The organism is Thaumasiovibrio clandestinus, assembly GCF_047250365.1.
Taxonomy (GTDB): domain Bacteria; phylum Pseudomonadota; class Gammaproteobacteria; order Enterobacterales; family Vibrionaceae; genus Thaumasiovibrio.
Window position 1 is genome coordinate 68,990 of record NZ_JBLBVL010000004.1, and the last position, 19,168, is coordinate 88,157.

Sequence of the window (19,168 nt, forward strand, 5' to 3'; positions counted from 1 at the left end):
ACCTGATCCTCTATACTGACTTCAAGTAATTTTCTGTGTATCAAATGGCAGAAAATAGCAGAGAGTTTCATAATATTGAAGGATATGTAGTTTCATGAGACCCACTATCAAAGATGTCGCACGGGAAGCCAATGTCTCTATTTCGACAGTGTCTTATGCGATGAACAAAAGCGATCGGATTAGTGAGAAAACCCGCAATCATGTTCTTGAGGTCGCAAAAAGGCTGAACTATTCAGCCAATAGTAATGCTAAGCGACTGCGACAAAAAAATGTGGGGGCGATAGGTATCTTCTTCAACTCGTGGTTTGGTCCTATTTATAGTGAATTGGTCCAAGGTATCGAGAGTAAAGTGCATGAGATGGGTTATGACTTAATCGCTTGTAGCTTGTTTGGTGGTGCTGATTCTACCGCGCATCGCTATATGAAGGATCAGATGATTGATGGTGCGATTATCTTGAGTAACGCCTTCGATGACGAGTTCTTATGCTCAGTCGCGAACAGTGATATTCCAGTAGTTGTACTAGATCGAGAGATAAAATCTGAACACATTTACAATATTTTGATCGACAATTTTGGTGGTGCATTTGCAGCAACGAAAACGTTAATTGGGGTGGGATGCAAGGAAGTGGTTTTCTTTGCAGGACCAGAAGATTCGTACGATAACCAAAAAAGATTAGAAGGTTACATTGCAGCATTGGGCTTCTATAACGTGAAGTTTAATAACGAGTTAATCGTACGTTCAGACTTTACGGAAGACGATGCTTATCAAAAAATGACGGCGATGATCGTTGAAGGGCGAACGCCTAAAGCGATATTTTCAGCAAACGATGAAATGGCAATCGGTATATTAAGGGCCGCTGCAGATAATAATGTGAAAGTGCCGGAGCAATTAAAAGTAATTGGCTTCGATAATATTCGCGAGTCTGAAAAAGCTAACCCGCCATTAAGCACAGTGACACACCAAAAATTTGAGATGGGTGTTAAGTCAGTAGATATACTATTTAGTGCAATTAATGGTGATACCGATATAGACCCTGTTACTATATTGCCTACACGTTTAGTAGAACGTAACAGCGTTTAAATAACCATTCGTTTTCTGATCATCTCTAATATTTGCCACACAGTAGTGTGTGGCTAATTATCCCCTTATCGTATTGGTATAAGGTGTTAGCATATTTCAAGGATATCGAGATGATATTTAAGTGGATTGGACTGTTTTTATTTGCTATTACCTCTACTGTAATAGCTGGTGAAAAATTGGAGTTTATGGTTTCTTCCGGCGATCAGATGGCTTTTGCTACTGAATGGATTAAACCTGAGTTTGAACGTCGTTATCCCGATGTCGAGCTTGTTATCACTAACGATGGGAATCTGGAAACTCGTATGGCTGCGGGAGACTATCCCAATGTCTATGCGGGTATTTTTGGTTACATGGTACCGCGTTACGCTCGTTTAGGTCGACTTTCATATTTGGATGATTTTGAGGGTTTTGAAGCACTTAAACAGAGTATTGCTCCTCAATTTATGACCAAAAACTTTGGACGTCATTACTTTATTCCATGGCTGGCAACCACCCAAATGATGATCTATAACAAGGCGCTGTTTGAAGAGGCAGGGCTGGATGCCGATACGCCGCCAGAGACATGGGATGAACTACTTCTTGCTGCAGAGAAAATTAGCGCACTGCCTGCGCGACGTAATGGTTCACGCGTCCACGGTGTTGCATTGTGGAATGATGCTCTCGCTACTGGAGGGTGGTATTGGAATATGCTAGCCCCACTGTATTACAACTTTAACGGTGGCGAATACCAATTGTTGAATCGTTGGGGAACCCACCCAGTATTTGATCACCCAGATGCGGGAATGGTGGAGTTCTTTACTACCATGAAAGCGGTTCAGCAGTATGCGCCGTTGACAATGGAGCAAAATTTCTTCTCACGAACTATCGGTATGTGGCCTCAATATGGCGTATCTTGGGCTGCCAACTTGCAAGACGCAGCGGGAAAACCAATGGTGATTGGGGAAGATGTTGGTATTGCGGCACTACCTGTTCTCAAAAAGGGCGATACACCATACTCTAACCTTGATGGACGAGCTTTAATGGTATTTAAAAATAGTCGCCATTTAGAAGAACGCAGTTGGCAGTTGATTGAAATGCTGATGGAAGAACGGTTTAACTTAGAAGCTTTAAAAGCACTGCAGAGCTTACCGACGCTGGTGGCATTACAAAATCATGCCTACTTTCAGCAGCCGGAGATTAAGCCATTCGTTGAGCAACTCGAACATGTAGTGATGAATGAGTCTTCTGCGGCAGCAGGAGAGGTTTCATCCATTGTTCTTAGCTACTATTCAAAGGCGGTTGTTATGCAGAATATGTCGCCTGAAGAAGCGGTTGCGGCTGCGGCGGAAGATGCAAAAAAAATAACCAAACATTAAAGACCTGATGATTGAGCGGCTTGTTACTATAACGTGCATGCCGCCACACACAATATTTAAGTTTTAGTGGAAAACACAATGAATATAAAACGCTATTGGGTTTCTTACCTGTTTATGTTGCCATGGGCTGCGTATTTTCTAATTTTTATGCTTTACCCATTTTTCTTATCTCTTCAGAATAGTTTTTTAGATATTAATATTCTTAATCCAGAAAATACCCGTTTTGTTGGTTTGTCGAATTGGATTAATGGAGTCGCTGATCCGTACTTTTGGCGTTCAATATTTAACGTCATGTTTAATCAGTTAATATTTATATCATTGAGTTTCGTCTGCGCTATGTTAGCTGCATTGATGCTTAATGAAATTACGTTCCTTTCGAGCTTATTTCGTACAGTGCTGTTTATTCCTGTTGTGACCTCAATAACGGTGGCGATGATTATTTTTGACTTTGTGGCCGCTCCTACCGGACCGATACAAAGTGCCATGATGGGTATGAATATGTTGGACGCACCAGTATTTTGGAAGTTTGAACAGTGGCTACCGATGCCAGTGATCGCTGTGTTTAGTGCTTGGAAGTGGTTTGGTGTTCAGATGATTATCTTTCTCGGGGGCATCGCCAGCATTAACCGTTCCCTGCTTGAAGCGGCAGATATCGATGGCGCTGGTTGGTGGCGTAAAGTGACCAAAATCATTTTGCCACTGATTAAGCCACAGATAGTCTTTGTTTTGACCATTAACGTTATTAATGGCCTGCAGATGTTTACTGAGGTCTTCATGAACTTTGACCTCAAAGGCGGACCACACAATGCTGCGTTAACTCCGGTATTACACCTTTACCAAACAGGCTTTGAGCAGATGCGAATGGGCGAAGCGTCAACGATCGGTCTGTTACTCGCCATTCTAATTTTTATCCTCACCATGTTACAGCTGAAAATTACCAAAGGTAAGGAAGACTAATGAACAAGTTTAATAAAGGCAAAGCACTGGTCTACTTTGGTTTACTGGTTGCCAGTGCGATTGTGCTCTATCCATTCATTTTTATGATCATTAACTCCTTCAAGCCAGGTGCAGAGATTATGCATTCCCCAAACTCTCTACCAAGCGTTTGGTCAGCAAAGGGTTATGTTGAAGTTTTTGATAGCATCAATCTAGGACGGATTTTCTTCAATACTATCTTTGTCTCGCTGTCGGTGACTTTTCTTAATTGCATTTTGTCCGCGATGGTTGCATTTGCAATCGCCAAAACCAAGATGCCAGGTCGCCACGTTTGGCTACGTCTGATTTTGTCATCCATGATGGTACCGGCAATTCTGTTCACTATTCCGGTATACATGATGATGTATGAATGGGGTTGGGTGAACACCTATCGCGTACTGATCATTCCTGGAGCGATCAGTGCTTACAATATTTTTTTGTTATACCAATTTATGATCCAAGTGGACGAAGCGTATCTCGAAGCCGCTCGTATTGACGGAGCGAGTGAGATCCGCATCTTCTTCAAAATTGTCCTGCCAATGATGCGCCCGGCCATGGCCACTGTGGGTATCTTGACCTTTATGGGGGCATGGAATGACTTTATGGGACCGTTGCTCTATATCCGCGACGACTCAATGCTAACCCTTCAGATGGCACTGTTTAAGTTCCAACAGGATATTCCTGCTGGCAACCTTGAGCAGGTGTGGGCGATGACAACGATGATTGCCACGCCCGTGGTGTTTGTGTTCTTCTTCATGCAGAAGAACTTCATTAAAGCCTTTACCGGCGTAGGAGTGAAGTGATGAGTAACATGAAAAAAGTCGCCCTGCTGTTGTCGGTAGTGGTTATCGCATACTGGAGTGCGTGGGGGAAAACTTATTATCTAACTAAGCGCTATTTCGATTATGCCGTGGCACAAGAGGCCGAAGGCCATCCCGTAGTGGCATTAAAGGGGATGAATAAGTTGGAGTTAAGGATAGAAGAGAGATATTTTGGTGGTTATCAACAAGTGTTAGAGGCTTGGGATAGCACTACCTTCGGCTTACGACCAAGTTTTTATTACCAATCGCAACAGGCGCCACAACGTTTATTGTCGAGATTAAACGCGGCTGAGCTTTACGCATTCATTGATGTTTATGTTCAACTTGATGTGCGTTATGTGCCTGAAGTTGCCCATTTGTTGATGCTCAAATCTTCCGAGCAAGGTAATGAAGCGTTAGAGGCTGAAATGCGAGATTTCCTCATCAATGCCTTTCCAGATCATCCTCTTGCTCAGTTTTAACTGAGTTATTCAAACATTTTGCCGCTTTTGTATTTTATTGTCGGCCATTTTTCTTGTCTGTATTGTGCCGGAATATGGCGCAATACCCTTGTTAGTTGAGTAGCGCATGAACCCTATATATAAAGATCCCGCCCAACCACTTGCGGTACGTGTTGATGATTTGCTGTCACAGATGACAGTAGCCGAAAAAGTAGGTCAGCTGTGTCAGATGCCGATGCTCGAATATGCTAAACATCGTGACCACTATTTGCAGACGGTACGTAAAGGTCGTTGCGGATCGCGCATTTTGGCCGACACTGCTTGGGCAGGAAATGCACCAGGAGAGGCTGTCTCCCCATACCAACTCAATGAGATTCAGCGCGCAGCGGTCGAAGAGAGTCGTTTGGGCATTCCTATCATAGTGGCGCGTGATGTAATTTATGGTCAGCAGACTGTATTGCCAATACCACTCGCGCAAGCTGCTTCATTTAACCCTCATCAAATTGAAGTGGCATATCGTTGTATAGCGAAAGAAGCGGCCTCTCTGGGCATTCATTGGACGTTTGCGCCTATGCTGGATATTGTTCGCGATCCACGTTGGGGACGCGTGATTGAGAGTGGTGGCGAAGACCCATTGGTACTGAGTGAGATGGCAAAGGCGGTGGTAAAGGGCTTCCAAGGCAATGATCTTACCGCACAAGATAGCCTTGTTGCCTGTGCCAAGCACTTTGTCGGCTATGGTGCCGCCGAGGGGGGGCGTGACTACGATACTACCGAGATCACAGATAACAGTTTACACAACGTTTATCTTCCTCCTTTTAAAGCCGCTGTCGAGGCAGGGGTTGCAACTGTGATGTCGGGCTTCAATGACCTAGGCGGAACACCTGTTTCAGGCAGCAAAGCGTTGATTAATGGTTGGCTAAAAACTGAGCAAGGCTTTGATGGTATGGTTGTCAGTGACTGGGGCTCAATTTCAGATCTAGCCTATTTTGGTGTGGCTGAGAATGCGCAAAATGCGGCGAAGCAAGCGTTGCAGGCTGGGGTTGATATGGCGATGACCAATGAAGCCTATGAAGGACACCTTGAAGCACTGATTGAAACGGGTGAAGTCGATCTGGTGACGCTGGATAATGCCGTTTCACGTGTTTTGCTAACCAAGTTTCGCGCCGGCCTGTTTGAGCATCCGTATGTCGATGAAACAGCACATCAAACCATGATGCGTCGCGAAGAGCATCTGCTTGCAGCACGGACTCTTGCTGAGCAAAGTATGGTGCTATTAAAAAATCAGCAGGTACTGCCTATTCGTGTGCCTAAAGAAGGACAACCACTGAAAATTGCTGTGATTGGTCCGCATGCTCATTCGCAACGCCAACATCTCGGCTCTTGGTGTCTGGATGGTAAAACGGAGGATGTGACCAGTATCTATGCCGGTTTGCAGGCGTTTATCGCGAAACACTATCTTAATGTTACTTTGTTGACTGAAGATGCGGCATTCACGGATGAGATGGTGGAGTGTGCGCACCGTGCAGATGTGGTGATATTTTGCAGTGGTGAGAGCCACCGTCGCACTGGTGAAGCGCGTAATGTTGCCGAGTTATTGCTGCCTGCAGGTCAAGAGGAGCAGATTCGAGCTATTGGCGAAACCGGTAAAGCGATGGTTGTGGTGCAATGTACTGGGCGTCCACTACCGTCGCCCGCGACGGAGCAATTTGCCGATGCGTTGTTGTACGCGTGGCAATCAGGAACCGAGACTGGCCACGCGCTAGCTCGACTAGTGTTTGGTGCTGTGTCGCCATCGGGTAAACTACCAATGAGTGTGCCGCGTTCGACAGGACAAATTCCTATCTATTATGCGCGTAAACCAATTGGTAAGATGCGCGATTTCCAAGACTATCAAGCATATAAAGATCAGCAAGATACGCCATTATATCCGTTTGGTTTCGGGTTAACTTATAGCCAGTTTGAATTCGAAAAATTACGCTTAAGCCATACAGAGCTACCCAAAGATGGCATCCTTGAGGTGACGGTATCGTTGAGCAACCGTGGGTCTATCGAAGCGACGGAAGTTGTGCAATGTTATGTTCAGCACAACACAGCATCAACAACACGTCCGTTGCGGGAGTTGAAAGCTTTTTGTCGTATTACGTTACAACCGGGAGAGGAAAGGGATGTTACCCTTAATTTGCCTGCACATACACTGAGTTTTTACGGGGCTAAAGAAACGTTTTCGCTTGAAGCTTCGCTTGTTGATGTTTATGTAGGATCGGCCAGTACTGCGACGCTAAAAGACTCATTTACGATTAAGTAGAAGGGATAATGGGTTGTATCCTGGTCAGATTGCCTAGCTGCAATATAACGGTTTGACGATTATTGGAAAATCTGCGCCTCATTATTTCATGGGGCACTTTATATTGTCTGTTGTAGCCATCGAACGTCAATTATCAACACAGATAAGCATTGAGCGATTGGTATTACAAACGGAACTTGATCAGCTGCTTGCCTGTCAAACGTAAAGTGTGTGTCAACATAATTAAAGTAACGTAAAGATGCAGTACAAGCGCGTAAGTTTTTGCTATTGTGAACACTGTTTTATTGTATTGTGTCGTTACCCAGTTAAGAGGTATTGTGATGAAAAAGCTATTTGGTGCAGCAGTATTGGTTTTGTGTTCGAACGCAGTGGTTGCACAACCCGAGAGTGCACATATGTTTTCGGCTGAGCTATATCCCGAGTTAACCATGCATGCCTTCAGCTTGGATAGCCGTGAAAATGAGAATGATAGCTTGCTGCAAGTGGTGGCAAGAAAGCAGGTCGAAGCGGATTGTAATGTACGTAATCTAAGTGTTGCAGTAGAAAAAAAATCTTTAGAAGGATGGGGATATCCTTACTATGTTGTTACCGAATCCCCAGCACGAGGGACGACTTTACTACCGTGTGAGGTTGAGGTTCGTTTACTAGAAAGTGCGAGAGGTGAGTTATACCGTTACAACAGCAAAGTGCCATTGGTGATTTATGCGCCAGCTGATATGGATATCGATTATCGAGTATGGAGTCCTGAAAAATAGTTTTGAAATAACGCCATTACCGCACAGGTAATGGCGTTAACTGCATTTGAACGATCTTTGGTGTTAGGTAGGGCTTAAAATGTGTTGTATTCACTTTTAAATACATGATCTAAGCCATTTTTTCCTCCAAAAAAATCATCAATATTATTGATATATTGTGCTTGTATTTATCACCTTTAACGTATTTAGTTGATTGTTTATTGGACGTTGAATTTATACCATTTATTCACATGGTGGTGCTAAGTGGATCATGGCTAGGCCACCCAGCGATGTCTCTCGATACTTTTTATTCATGTCCTTCCCAGTTTGATACATGGTTTCAATTACCTTATCTAATGATATTAGTGATTTGCTGGTACGTCGTAATGCCATTCTACAAGCGTTAATTGCTTTCATCGCTCCCATTGCATTGCGCTCGATACAAGGGATCTGAACTAAACCACCAATAGGATCACATGTCATACCTAACGAGTGTTCCATTGCAATTTCTGCGGCAATGCAAATTTGCTCGTTACTGCCTCCTCGAAGTGATGCTAATCCAGCAGCGGCCATCGACGACGAAACACCAATTTCACCTTGGCATCCGACCTCTGCGCCAGAAATAGAGGCATTCATTTTGTACAGCATGCCAACCGCGCCAGCTACGGCTAGAAAATCTTTGATTTGTTTTAGGTCTAGTTTGCAAATAAATTTGTGGTAGTACATTAGTACAGCGGGAATAACGCCAGCAGCGCCATTGGTGGGCGAGGTGACGACTTGTCCACCAGCGGCATTTTCTTCGCTAACAGAAAAGGCGAACAGGTTAACCCAGTCCATGATACTCATTGGATCACTATTGGTTTTTTGGTTCGCTTTTAGTTGTTTAAGCAGTGAAGGCGCGCGTCGGGTTACATGCAATCCGCCTTCCAGTATGCCTTCTGATTCAAACCCTCGCTCCATACAGGCCGTCATGACATCCCAGATTTTTTGTGCCATCTGATCAATGTCTTGTTGTGATCGGAAGGCTAGTTCGTTTTGTTGTATCAGTGTACTCAAGCTCAAACCATGCTTTTGGCACAGAATTAGCAGGTCATCAGCATTGTCAAATGGGTAGGGGGGAGTGACTTCGCGGTGGTTAATGCCATTTTTGAGTTCGTCTGCGGTGGCAATAAAGCCGCCACCAATCGAGTAATATGTCTCTTGAAATAGTTGTTGGTTGGCCTTATCAAATGCACTGATAGTCATGCCATTTTCATGCAAAGGAAGATTACTGGTGTGGAAAATAATGTCTTCGCTTGAATTAAAGGAAATGGATGTTGTACCAGCCAGTAGAAGCGTGTGAGTCGCATTGCCTTGGCGCATTGCTCGGTTAGCATTGACTATATCGATGCTATCGGGGCGGTAGTTCATTAAACCGAGGATTGATGCCCTATCTGTATGGTGTCCTTTACCCGTTAAAGATAACGATCCATACAGGTCAACCTGAACTCGGCTTGTTTGGTCGATGTATGGTTGGATTTTCTTACAAAAATCGTATCCTGCCAACATCGGGCCATTTGTATGAGAGCTTGATGGCCCAACACCAACTTTAAAAATATCAAAGATAGATAACATTCGCACACTCCGATAACAGAGGCTACTTCATTAAGAAGAGACTAATTATTTTCCTATTAATAGGGTAGTCGGTCGTGCCAGATTAAGTGTTACATATTGCTATCGTTTGTTGATGGTTATCACGCAGTGTTTGTCGGTACTGCTCTGGTGTCATTCCGGAATATTTTTTGAATAATGAGATGAAGGGGCCACTTTGTGTGTAGCCCAAGAAAGTGATAATTTCGGCGGGTGAGATTCCTTTTTCAAGCATTTTCAAGGAAGTAAGGTATTTCTTCCGTGCTCGCCACTCAGTAAAGCTGATACCGAGCTCAGTTTTGAAATGGCGTGCTAACGATCGTTCCGTGGTCTTCAGTTTCTCTGCCCATTTTGCCAATGTTCGAGGGTGGTTAGGCATGTGTGTTAACCGAGCAATGATGGGGCAGATTAAAGGGTGCTGAGTTGAAGGGAGAAAGCTTTGTGTTTGTGGGGCTTGCTTGAGCTTGTCGAGCAAAACAGTCATAAGTCGGATGTCTGCTTCAGAGCTTGGTACACCGACATTACGTCGGCTTAAGTCTTCAATGATAGCGGCAATCAGCGGAGTGACTTCAAATTGACAAATGATTTTGGGAAGACCAGTGCAGTGCGATAGCGTGACATTAATGGCGAAAAAGCCGTTAACGGTGGTTTCAGGGGTAAAGTGGGATGCGTATGCAGGAACCCAAATCGCAAAATGTGGTGGGCTGTCTATGTGTCTCTTCGGTGTACGTAAACTAAGAACTTCGCCTTTCGATACTAGTAACTTACCCCAGGGTGTGTGATATGGCTGATGGTTGACAGATAAGCGTGAACTGTAAGAAGAGAGAAATACTGTCGCTGGTGACGGCGTTGTTTGGAAGAACTGGTTGGTGATCATGATTAGCGTCAAGGCCGTGTCTTATTTGATATATATGTATCAGATAAGACATTCGGCGTAAAGTTCTTTGTGCGCACTGTGCATATTGATGGTGAATGTGTTATAAGTCCGCCTAACGACCGACTAATAGGGAAATGGCGGTAATGGATTCTAATTGTACGGGTCTCTAAGCCTTGGTGTTACGCCCTTCGCAAATAGCGAAAAGGGGGAGGTGCTGAGGCGAGACGAGAGTAATAATGCAATTGGTTTACTGTATCATTTGACAGATGTAGCGGAGTAGAAATGGTGATAAAAGTGTACGCAATGCCACCAAAAGTGCAATCCTTGCCTCTAAAACCATGTGGTTCAGAGGCGTTAAGGCAAGCATTGGTTAGACAGGCACAACGACAAGGTGGTTATTCGTTAAGTGCCCAATGATAAGGTGCGTTATTGATGAGTTTCAGCGTCTATCCAATCAAGATAGGCGCTGCTCCCGCCTTGAATAGGAATCACGATAACTTCAGGTAAATCATAGTTATGATTTTTACAGATGACACTTTTTACTTGCTCAACTAATGCATAACGGGTTTTGATTTCGAGTTGGAACTCTTTGTCATCATTGACCTTTCCTTGCCAGCGGTAGAAACTGTGTACTTGCGATGACTGTATGCATGCTGCTAAATGTTCAGTCAACAATTGATTACAAATGGTGTCAGCTACCTGATTGTTATCTGTCGTCGTTTTTACAATGCAGTATTTTCTGTCACTCATAGTGATACCGTTAGTTGATAGTTTAATAAAACAAGTTGATATTACATATCCAGTTGTTTTGATTTGATCATGCGCTTCGCCTCGCGTCGAATACAGTCACGAAGCGGGTTTTCAATGGAATCAGTACGCCAGATAAAAGAGAGCGTGCGTTGCATGTTAAGCTCGGGCACGCTGAGTGCGACCAACTCCCCACGTTCAATATACTTAACCACATCCAAGTAAGGCAGGCAGCTTAAATAATGTCCATTACTAACCATCATTCTAAGCACTTGAACTTGTTCGTATTCTCGCCACACATCTAGGTCATCAATGATGCCGTGCATCGCACTATCAAATATTTTCCGTGTACCAGCGCCTTGTTCACGCAAAACCCACTTAGCCTGCTCTAATTGCGCCAAGCTTACTTTAGTTAGTTTAGAATAGGGATGATGGTTTGAAGCAACAATGACTAAATGATCATGACACCAGATTTCTTGCTGTAGCCGACTATCGTCGCAACGTCCCTCAATGATGCCAATATCGCTTTCAAAGTTCCTCACTTTATCGATAACTTTTTGTGTGTTATGCACCTTAAAGTTAATTCGTAATTCTGGGAAGTCTCTATCAATAATACTGATGAGTTCAGGCAAAAGGTGTTCAGCGGCTGTTTGACTGGCTGCCAAGTTGATCTCACCACTAACAAGGTGTTGATCATAAAAGCCAAGTTCGATTTGCTGTGCATCGAATAGTAGCTGCTTTGCTCTTGGTCTCAGCCATGTTCCCCAGTAGGTAAGCGACATGCGCTTGCCTTGTCGTTCAAATAATGGGCGGCCTAGCATCTTTTCTAATTGTGACAGTGCCATACTGGCCGCAGACTGGGTAAGTGCCAGTTTTTCTGCAGCTTTACTGACACTTCCTGTTGAAGCTACTTCTTCGAAAACGGCAAGTTGCTTGAGAGAATAACGCATGAAGCCTCTTTTAATGATAGGTCTAACGAGCGCTGTCATTGTACCATAATTAATATCAAATTTACTGATACTAGTTAAAAGAAAAATCAATTGTACACCCTGTATTTGCCCACGTAACCTGTCAGCAGTTAAACAAGTCGTGCATGGCTGACCTAATTTACAGATATAACGGATTGGCCGGAATTTGTATGTGATTGCCATGTAGTGGAAAATGAGGAGTGTTGAATGCAACCAACCATATATAGCGATCTTCATCATTTGTCTCCTAAAGAGATGATGGAAAATGCTGAAAGTTACGCTCTTGGTAAAGCGACAAAGTCGACCAAAGCGACCATTGGTTTCGCAATGACGGCTGGGGTCTTCATTGGCTTGGCATTTGTATTCTACATCACGGTTACGACCGGAAATGTTGGCATCGGCTGGGGTGTCAACCGTCTACTGGGTGGCATGGCGTTTAGCTTGGGATTGATCTTAGTTGTGTTGTGTGGTGGTGAACTATTCACTAGTTCAGTGCTGACCAGTATAGCAAGAGCAAATAATGAGATATCAACGACCAAGATGATAAGAATATGGTTGAATGTCTATATCGGCAATTTTTTAGGTGCCATGATTTTGTTAGCACTGGTTACCTCCGCCCAGCTTTACAAACTAGATGATGGTCAATGGGGCTATAACGCGTTGTTGATAGCTCAACATAAATTGCACCATGAGCCGTTGCAAGCATTTAGCCTTGGTATCTTGTGTAACATGCTGGTGTGTTTGGCGATATGGATGACATTTTGTTCTAACAACACGTTAGTTAAATTGGTCGTGCTTATTCTTCCCGTGTCGATGTTTGTTAGTACTGGCTTTGAGCACAGCGTGGCAAATATGTTTATGGTGCCTTTAGGAATATTTATACAGAACTTTGCACCAGACACTTTCTGGCAGCAGATTGGTGTTTCAGCCGCACAGTTTTCAGATTTAACGATTGCACACTTTTTAACAGAAAATTTAATTCCAGTAACGCTAGGTAATATTGTTGGGGGTAGCGTATTGGTTGGATTAACGTATTGGGCGTTATTAAGCTCAAAAACGCAACCATTACCATCGGCCACAATTCTTACTCCAAATTTTTCAGGTAGCCAACAATTTTTTGAGGATATCATGATGACAAATGACAATATGTTAGTGCGCGATCATATGGAATCGCCTTCTTTAACGCTGCAACCAGAAATGCCCATTGTAAAAGCACTTGATGTACTAATTGAGAATGATCTTTCTGGTGCACCAGTAATGACGTCAGATCAGCGCTTAGTTGGGTTCTTTTCTGTACACGATGTGCTGGTTGATTTGTGGTGTGAGGAATATATGCCCAACCATGAGCGTAAAGTACAAGACCTTATGAAATCCGAAGTTCATACCGTCAGTCCAGAGAATTCTGTTCTTGAAATCGCAGAGTATATGAGCATTGATAAAAATGTCCTTTATCCGGTAAGTGATGCAGGCATTGCAACCCGATTGTCTACTATGCCGCTGTATGAGCGAGCACGTACAATGACGATTAATCGACCACATTGTTATCCAGTCGTTGAACATGGTGAGCTAGTAGGGTTGATTGCGAGAAGTCATGTCATTAAGGCTATTCGTCCTCTCTTTGGTAACCACCTGAATGTAGTTGAAGCTGACATAGAAGCTGACATAGAAGCTGAAACGAAAGAAAGTGAACAACTGCAAACAGCGTAAAGTTAATTTATATCTATTTCTATTTGTTTCTCGTTTAAATAAGTTAAGTGTTCAAAACTTATTTTTGGCCCGGATTTCCGGGCCTTTTTTTATTTGTCGTTTTACTATTTCATCGTGTGCTCGTTCCATTTCATCATATTTATACTCGCCGATAAGGTAAATAGACAGGGTCCCAAATATTCTCTTCCAGTAACTCTTCAATATTTGTAGCGCAGAAGCTACAGCCTGGTTCCTTAATGCAGACATTCTGCAGGATTCGCTTCGCAACCAATAACGAAATCTCGCGCAGTTGGTTCACTGGCGGGAAAACGCAGCCTTCTTCAATATCGGCGTCGCTGACACAGTCGGCGAGGGCATAGGCAGCAGTAGTAAATACGTCTAAGTTGATGGTTTGTAGCTGCGCGACAATGGCTGCTAGGCCAACACCTGGGAAAATAAAGACGTTATTTCCCTGTCCGATTCGATAGTTTTTTCCCTCGTAAGACACGTCACTAAATGGACTTCCAGTAGCAACGAGTGCTTGTCCCTTACTCCAGCGAATAATATCTTCGGGTAGCGCTTCACAATTTGCAGTGGGGTTGGAAAGCGGCATAACAATAGGTCGAGGGTCGTGGTTGAGTAGTGCCTTGATATGCTGTTGTTGGAAAGAACCCCCAACTCCACTGGCACCGACCAATACGGTAATTTTTTGCTTTTCTAGCAGATCGTCTAAAGATACTGCTCCTGAGATTCCCCACGCTTGTTTTAACGATGCTGGTTGGGCAAAACGGCGTTTATAATCATCAAGATTATCTCGGTCATCGAAGATGACTCCTTGCGAGTCGGCAACAAAAATACGTGATTTAGCGTCTTGTTGGGAGCGCCCTTCTTTAAGTAAACCCGCATATATTTGGTCAGCAATACCAACGCCGCCAGCCCCCGCGCCATAGATAGCAATAAATTGCTCAGAAAGAGATTGCTTTTTCGTCCGCATTGCCGCCAATATTCCGGCGAGTGTAACAGCGCCAGTCCCCTGAATATCGTCGTTAAATGACGGCAAGGTGTCATGGTACGCAACCAAATTATCAAAAGCATTTGATTTGCTAAAATCTTCCCACTGCAAGACGGCCCGGGGGAAACAGCGCTGCACTTGCATGATAAACTTAGCAATGAAGTCGTGATACTCTTTTCCTTTCATGCGCTTACGTGCTTCACCTAAATACATAGGATCATTGAGCAAATCTTGATTATCGGTTCCTACATCAAGTGCAATGGGTAGGCAGTGCGCTGGGTGGATGCCTGCCCCTAATGTATATAAGGAGAGCTTACCGATAGGAATGGCCATTCCCCCTACGCCTTGGTCGCCAATGCCTAATATTCCTTGACTATCGGTTACAACGATAATTCGAATATCCTTACCTTGAAAATGGCGGGCTAATTCAGTCATATTATCGACGTTATCTTCAGTAACATATAGGCCACGCGCCGTTTGGTAACGATGGCTAAATTGTTGACATGCCTTACCTACTGTTGGGGTATAAATGATGGGCATCATTTCATCGATATAGCGCGAAAGAAGGGCATAAAAGAGTGTTTCGTTTCGATCTTGTAGTGCCCGTAGATATTGATATTTTTCCATATCTTCATCTAGGTTGGCAAACCCAGCATAGACACGATTTACTTGGTCTTCAAAGGATTGTACTCGTGGTGGAAGCAGACCATTAAGCCCGAACGCTTTGCGCTCTTCATAAGTAAAAGCAGTGCTTTTATTTAGTGTTCTGTCGTTTAATAGGTCTGTGCCTGAAATGGAGACAGGGCGAAATTCATTTCCATTTTCGTCTTTCCAGCGTAAATATTTACCTTCAGTCATGACGCCTCCACGTGGCGGGATTAGGTTAAGATCATTAATAGTATGACCTAATGTGGAAAAATACTGTGAGGTTATCGAAAAAGCATGATTAACCGCATTAATTTTGCGACGATATTGAGGTTGCTTCTCAATGGGATAACTAAGGGAGAGAGAATGCAAAAGTACTACTGGGGCGTCGATTTAGGCGGAACCAAAATAGAATGCGCAGTTATGGATCGTGAAACGGATACTTGTGTGTTGCGTGAGCGTATGCCAACCGAGGGTGATAAAGGATATCGGCATGTTTTGGATAACATCAAAATGTTGATTGAGCGTTGTGCTGAGCAAGTGGGCGCATACCCAGAACGCGTTGGTTTTGGAACACCTGGCACATTGGATCCGCAAACTGGCGTAATGAAAAACTGTAATTCGACCCATTTGAATGATCAGCCTTTAGATAAAGATCTAAAGATATTGCTCGATTGTGATGTGCTATTAGCCAATGATGCAAATTGTTTTGCCTTAGCGGAGACAACTCTGGGCGTTGTTCCAGATGTAGCCCCAGAGGCCAGCGTGGTATTTGGCGTTATTCTAGGCACTGGGGTGGGCGCAGGTATTGTCGTTAATGGCAAAGTATTGAATGGTCACCATGGTATTGCAGGCGAGTGGGGACACAACGTACTTAATCATGATACCGGTATGCCGTGCTATTGTGGTAAGTCGGGCTGTGTTGAAACTGAAATCTCGGGGCCAGCACTTGAACGTTTCTATGCTGAATTGGCCGGAGAAGTGCGTCCGTTAAAAGACATTGCGGCGGCAGCCGAGGCAGGGGATGGATTATGTCGACACACGTTAACCCATTTGGTTGAACAGTTTGCTGCTGCGGTATCTGTTGCGATCAATATTATTGACCCAGATGTTATCGTGATTGGCGGTGGGGTTGGAAATATTGATGCCATTTACGAGTACACGCCTGCTGCAATAAAAAAGCATCTGTTTAACCCTCATTTCGCTTCATTGTTAGTTAGGCCAAAGCTTGGTGATAGTGCAGGCGTGTTTGGTGCGGCGATGCTAGTGAAATAACGATCAGCCATCGATGCATCGTGTTCAAGTTAACATTGGGAAACGCGATGCATTGGCTGTTGGTGAATTTTGGTGCCTTTATTCTCGGTTTGTTGCGATTATCGCGACAAGCTGCTTTAACTTCGTTAGTATTCCCCCACTAAATTTGTAGGGTATTTGATATGAAAATTTCTGTTGATGGTGGCTCTTTCAAAGTTGCGATTGAGACCGAGTATGAGGGGTTGGTTGCTGAAGCGACTGAGATCTTTAAAGAGACGCTGAAGCAAGCAACGTCAAATGAGAAAGCGATTTTGCGCTTTTTGCAGATCATCGTAGAACACCGTGATAGTGATGACGCCATTGGTTATGCTGTTCTGGGGTTGCTGGGTTGGTATAACGACGTGATCTACCCAGTAAAAGATCAAGATATTGAACTAAATTTGCCGAAAATTGTTCCACATCTGATTAACCCGAAAGGCGACCTCTCTGCACGATAATCTCCTCTTGTCGTAAAAACCCTGTTCTTAAATTGATCTAGATATTATCTAATACCATGGTAGGCGAGAGGGGTTATCCTCTCAGACTCTCGGCCTACCTTTTTTTGGTTTTGTCAGATGTTATCGGTAGGTATATAGATACAACGAGATCGAGAGAAGACAATTTCAACACCAACCTTTTGAATCCGTTCTAATAGCGTTTGTGGATTGCACGATTATTTCAAATTTATTTATCTAGAAAAGACAACAGCCAGAGTCGAAATGCAATTCTGGTGCCCGTGTCATGTATTTGCAAGATCTTTGTATGTATACACCATCCAAAAGCGGCTTGTAAGGGCCGTAAGTATCATCGATAATCTGGACGTTGTTTACGTTGTTTACGTTGTTTACGTTGTTTACGTTGTTTACGTTGTTTACGTTATTTATTAGGTTGTAACATGAAATTGAAAAGTTTAGCTTTAGCTTTAATGGTCGCTTCAGGTGGCGCATTCGCAAATGCGGATCTGATTTTCACCAATGGTGATATCATTCCAATGACAGGCGAGACTGATCGCGCTCAAGCCATCGCAATCAAAGACGGTGTAATCATCGCCGTGGGTAGCAATGCAGAAGTACTAAAAGAAAAAGGTGCGCAAACAGAAGTTCGTGACTTGAAAGGTAAGACAATGGCACCAGGCTTTATCGACAGCCATGCCCACATTGTTAACTTTATCCCATTCATGGGCACGCAGTTCCTATACCCGTCGCCAGCTGGAGAAGCTGATACGATGGAAGACGTGACGCGCCTTATGACTAACTATTTGGCTACGCCGGGTCTGGATAAAGATAAAGTTCATATCAGTTTTGGTTATGATGACTCAGTAATTGGTCGTCACCCAACTATCGATGATTTAGACCCAATCAGTAAGGGGTTTAAACTTTGCTTGGCACATGTATCAGGCCACTTAATTAGTTGTAACAGTGCTGGACTTGCGGCATTGGGTTACGATGAAAATACACCAAATCCTGACGGTGGTGTAATCCGTCGTGATGATCAAGGTAAAATGACCGGTGTGTTGGAAGAGTCAGCAACTTATCCGGTAATGGCGCACCTAACCATTGAACCAAGTGAAATCGCGCAACGCTTTAAAGAGGCGCAAGAAGTCTTCACCAAAAATGGTGTTACCACCGCCCAAGAAGGCCTTGCAACTAAAACGACAATGCAGTTAATGCAACACTTGGCGTCAGCAGACTTACTGGATATTGATATTCTTGCTTACCCTAAGTGGTATGAGTTTGAAGAGATTATTGAAACTAGCCCGTTGGGTGAGTATGTTAATGGTCTAAAAGTTGCTGGTATGAAGATTACCAGTGATGGCTCGCCACAAGGTAAAACAGCGTATTTGTCGACACCGTATTTCGAAGTGCCGCACAACCACGCATATCACTACCATGGCTACCCAATCATGCCGCAAGAAGAGTTGAATGAGTACGCGGCGATTGCGTTTAAACACAATGCTCACTTGATCACCCATGCCAATGGTGATGCTGCTGCGCAAATGCTGCTTAATGCTGTTGACCACGCGATTGAACTACACGGTGATCGTGACCACCGTACGACGATCATTCATGGTCAGACAATGCGCTTGGACCAAGTTCAAAGAGCGGCAGATCTGGATATGATTGGCTCATTTTTCCCGGCACATACTTTCTTCTGGGGTGATTTCCACCGCGATTCAGTATTGGGCCCTTGGCGTGCATCAAACATCTCACCATTGGGATGGGCGAAAGAGTTTGGTTTGAAATATACCATTCACATGGATGCGCCAGTTGTTCTACCTAACCAATTGTTAAATATGTGGACTGCAGTTAACCGTTCTACTCGTTCAGGCGATACGTTAGGTGAATGGCATAAACTAACCGCTTATGAAGCATTAGAAGCGGTGACAGTTACTGCAGCATTCCAAAACTTCGAAGAGAATGAAAAAGGTTCTTTGGAAGTAGGCAAACGTGCTGACCTAGTTATCCTTGGTGATAACCCGCTAGACGTTGACCCGATGGCAATCAAAGACATCTCTGTCCTTGAAACTATCAAAGATGGTAAAACAATCTATACACTATAATTCGTTATAGATTGAACCGTATTGGTGACTGACATCA

17 protein-coding genes are annotated in these 19,168 nt (G+C 43.8%); 12 read left to right on the forward strand and 5 right to left on the reverse strand.

What is annotated here, in order from left to right:
* Positions 1 to 94 precede the first annotated feature (94 nt).
* The 7 genes from ACKLNH_RS07870 to ACKLNH_RS07900 all read left to right on the forward strand — a co-directional run bounded on the left by ACKLNH_RS07870 (position 95) and on the right by ACKLNH_RS07900 (position 7,735).
* Positions 95 to 1,081, forward strand: a complete 987-nt coding sequence (locus tag ACKLNH_RS07870; protein ID WP_413111712.1) for a LacI family DNA-binding transcriptional regulator — start codon at positions 95 to 97, stop codon at positions 1,079 to 1,081.
* 110 nt (positions 1,082 to 1,191) lie between these two features.
* Entirely contained in the window at positions 1,192 to 2,436 is a 1,245-nt protein-coding gene (locus ACKLNH_RS07875) for an extracellular solute-binding protein (protein WP_413111713.1), read from the forward strand.
* 78 nt (positions 2,437 to 2,514) lie between these two features.
* A complete protein-coding gene (locus ACKLNH_RS07880; protein ID WP_413111714.1) occupies positions 2,515 to 3,393 on the forward strand; it encodes a carbohydrate ABC transporter permease in 879 nt (292 codons plus the stop codon).
* Positions 3,393 to 4,214 (forward strand): carbohydrate ABC transporter permease, encoded by an 822-nt coding sequence (locus ACKLNH_RS07885; protein WP_413111715.1) that lies wholly within the window; start codon positions 3,393 to 3,395, stop codon positions 4,212 to 4,214. Before ACKLNH_RS07880 ends, ACKLNH_RS07885 begins: the two co-directional genes overlap by 1 nt.
* A complete protein-coding gene (locus tag ACKLNH_RS07890) occupies positions 4,214 to 4,693 on the forward strand; it encodes a hypothetical protein (protein WP_413111716.1) in 480 nt (159 codons plus the stop codon). The genes ACKLNH_RS07885 and ACKLNH_RS07890 overlap by 1 nt, the downstream gene beginning before the upstream one ends.
* Positions 4,694 to 4,799: 106 nt before the next feature.
* Complete coding sequence (locus tag ACKLNH_RS07895) at positions 4,800 to 6,980, forward strand: glycoside hydrolase family 3 N-terminal domain-containing protein (protein ID WP_413111717.1); 2,181 nt, start codon at positions 4,800 to 4,802, stop codon at positions 6,978 to 6,980.
* A gap of 320 nt (positions 6,981 to 7,300) precedes the next feature.
* The gene (locus tag ACKLNH_RS07900) at positions 7,301 to 7,735 is read left to right on the forward strand and encodes an ecotin family protein (protein ID WP_413111718.1); all 435 of its coding nucleotides are present in this window, start codon (positions 7,301 to 7,303) and stop codon (positions 7,733 to 7,735) included.
* Positions 7,736 to 7,957: 222 nt separating this feature from the next.
* Here ACKLNH_RS07900 and ACKLNH_RS07905 read toward each other — a convergent pair whose 3' ends face one another.
* Both ACKLNH_RS07905 and ACKLNH_RS07910 read right to left on the reverse strand, forming a co-directional pair.
* Complete coding sequence (locus ACKLNH_RS07905) at positions 7,958 to 9,328, reverse strand: L-serine ammonia-lyase (RefSeq protein ID WP_413111719.1); 1,371 nt, start codon at positions 9,326 to 9,328, stop codon at positions 7,958 to 7,960.
* An 82-nt stretch (positions 9,329 to 9,410) separates the two neighbouring features.
* Complete coding sequence (locus tag ACKLNH_RS07910; protein WP_413111720.1) at positions 9,411 to 10,232, reverse strand: AraC family transcriptional regulator; 822 nt, start codon at positions 10,230 to 10,232, stop codon at positions 9,411 to 9,413.
* 270 nt (positions 10,233 to 10,502) lie between these two features.
* Between ACKLNH_RS07910 and ACKLNH_RS07915 the strand changes: the two genes are divergently transcribed.
* Positions 10,503 to 10,637 (forward strand): hypothetical protein, encoded by a 135-nt coding sequence (locus tag ACKLNH_RS07915; RefSeq protein ID WP_413111721.1) that lies wholly within the window; start codon positions 10,503 to 10,505, stop codon positions 10,635 to 10,637.
* Positions 10,638 to 10,646: 9 nt separating this feature from the next.
* Here the strand turns inward: ACKLNH_RS07915 and cutA are convergent, their stop codons facing one another.
* Positions 10,647 to 10,970 (reverse strand): divalent-cation tolerance protein CutA, encoded by a 324-nt coding sequence (gene cutA, locus ACKLNH_RS07920; RefSeq protein ID WP_413111722.1) that lies wholly within the window; start codon positions 10,968 to 10,970, stop codon positions 10,647 to 10,649.
* Positions 10,971 to 11,011: 41 nt separating this feature from the next.
* Positions 11,012 to 11,917: a LysR substrate-binding domain-containing protein gene (locus ACKLNH_RS07925; protein WP_413111723.1), complete on the reverse strand. Its 906-nt coding sequence runs from the start codon at positions 11,915 to 11,917 to the stop codon at positions 11,012 to 11,014.
* A 225-nt stretch (positions 11,918 to 12,142) separates the two neighbouring features.
* Here ACKLNH_RS07925 and focA point away from each other — a divergent pair, with 225 nt between their 5' ends.
* Complete coding sequence (gene focA / locus ACKLNH_RS07930; RefSeq protein ID WP_413111724.1) at positions 12,143 to 13,642, forward strand: formate transporter FocA; 1,500 nt, start codon at positions 12,143 to 12,145, stop codon at positions 13,640 to 13,642.
* Positions 13,643 to 13,781: 139 nt separating this feature from the next.
* Here the strand turns inward: focA and ACKLNH_RS07935 are convergent, their stop codons facing one another.
* Positions 13,782 to 15,491 (reverse strand): NAD-dependent malic enzyme, encoded by a 1,710-nt coding sequence (locus tag ACKLNH_RS07935; protein ID WP_413111725.1) that lies wholly within the window; start codon positions 15,489 to 15,491, stop codon positions 13,782 to 13,784.
* A 153-nt stretch (positions 15,492 to 15,644) separates the two neighbouring features.
* Here ACKLNH_RS07935 and ACKLNH_RS07940 point away from each other — a divergent pair, with 153 nt between their 5' ends.
* The 3 genes from ACKLNH_RS07940 (at position 15,645) to ACKLNH_RS07950 (ending at position 19,131) form a co-directional block, all read left to right on the forward strand.
* Positions 15,645 to 16,553 (forward strand): ROK family protein, encoded by a 909-nt coding sequence (locus tag ACKLNH_RS07940; protein ID WP_413111726.1) that lies wholly within the window; start codon positions 15,645 to 15,647, stop codon positions 16,551 to 16,553.
* Positions 16,554 to 16,714: 161 nt separating this feature from the next.
* Positions 16,715 to 17,029, forward strand: coding sequence for a hypothetical protein (locus ACKLNH_RS07945; RefSeq protein WP_413111727.1), 315 nt, complete (start codon positions 16,715 to 16,717; stop codon positions 17,027 to 17,029).
* Between the two features lie 437 nt (positions 17,030 to 17,466).
* Positions 17,467 to 19,131 (forward strand): amidohydrolase, encoded by a 1,665-nt coding sequence (locus tag ACKLNH_RS07950; RefSeq protein WP_413111728.1) that lies wholly within the window; start codon positions 17,467 to 17,469, stop codon positions 19,129 to 19,131.
* The last annotated feature ends 37 nt before the right edge of the window (positions 19,132 to 19,168 follow it).

What these genes read in the sequence shown, in the direction of transcription:
- ACKLNH_RS07915 (WP_413111721.1), top strand. Translation starts at nt 10,503, where the DNA reads ATGGTGATAAAAGTGTACGCAATGCCACCAAAAGTGCAATCCTTGCCT.
- ACKLNH_RS07885 (WP_413111715.1), top strand. Translation starts at nt 3,393, where the DNA reads ATGAACAAGTTTAATAAAGGCAAAGCACTGGTCTACTTTGGTTTACTG.
- ACKLNH_RS07905 (WP_413111719.1), bottom strand. Translation starts at nt 9,328, where the DNA reads ATGTTATCTATCTTTGATATTTTTAAAGTTGGTGTTGGGCCATCAAGC.
- ACKLNH_RS07875 (WP_413111713.1), top strand. Translation starts at nt 1,192, where the DNA reads ATGATATTTAAGTGGATTGGACTGTTTTTATTTGCTATTACCTCTACT.
- ACKLNH_RS07870 (WP_413111712.1), top strand. Translation starts at nt 95, where the DNA reads ATGAGACCCACTATCAAAGATGTCGCACGGGAAGCCAATGTCTCTATT.
- cutA (WP_413111722.1), bottom strand. Translation starts at nt 10,970, where the DNA reads ATGAGTGACAGAAAATACTGCATTGTAAAAACGACGACAGATAACAAT.
- ACKLNH_RS07940 (WP_413111726.1), top strand. Translation starts at nt 15,645, where the DNA reads ATGCAAAAGTACTACTGGGGCGTCGATTTAGGCGGAACCAAAATAGAA.
- focA (WP_413111724.1), top strand. Translation starts at nt 12,143, where the DNA reads ATGCAACCAACCATATATAGCGATCTTCATCATTTGTCTCCTAAAGAG.
- ACKLNH_RS07880 (WP_413111714.1), top strand. Translation starts at nt 2,515, where the DNA reads ATGAATATAAAACGCTATTGGGTTTCTTACCTGTTTATGTTGCCATGG.
- ACKLNH_RS07895 (WP_413111717.1), top strand. Translation starts at nt 4,800, where the DNA reads ATGAACCCTATATATAAAGATCCCGCCCAACCACTTGCGGTACGTGTT.
- ACKLNH_RS07935 (WP_413111725.1), bottom strand. Translation starts at nt 15,491, where the DNA reads ATGACTGAAGGTAAATATTTACGCTGGAAAGACGAAAATGGAAATGAA.
- ACKLNH_RS07945 (WP_413111727.1), top strand. Translation starts at nt 16,715, where the DNA reads ATGAAAATTTCTGTTGATGGTGGCTCTTTCAAAGTTGCGATTGAGACC.
- ACKLNH_RS07900 (WP_413111718.1), top strand. Translation starts at nt 7,301, where the DNA reads ATGAAAAAGCTATTTGGTGCAGCAGTATTGGTTTTGTGTTCGAACGCA.
- ACKLNH_RS07950 (WP_413111728.1), top strand. Translation starts at nt 17,467, where the DNA reads ATGAAATTGAAAAGTTTAGCTTTAGCTTTAATGGTCGCTTCAGGTGGC.
- ACKLNH_RS07925 (WP_413111723.1), bottom strand. Translation starts at nt 11,917, where the DNA reads ATGCGTTATTCTCTCAAGCAACTTGCCGTTTTCGAAGAAGTAGCTTCA.
- ACKLNH_RS07890 (WP_413111716.1), top strand. Translation starts at nt 4,214, where the DNA reads ATGAGTAACATGAAAAAAGTCGCCCTGCTGTTGTCGGTAGTGGTTATC.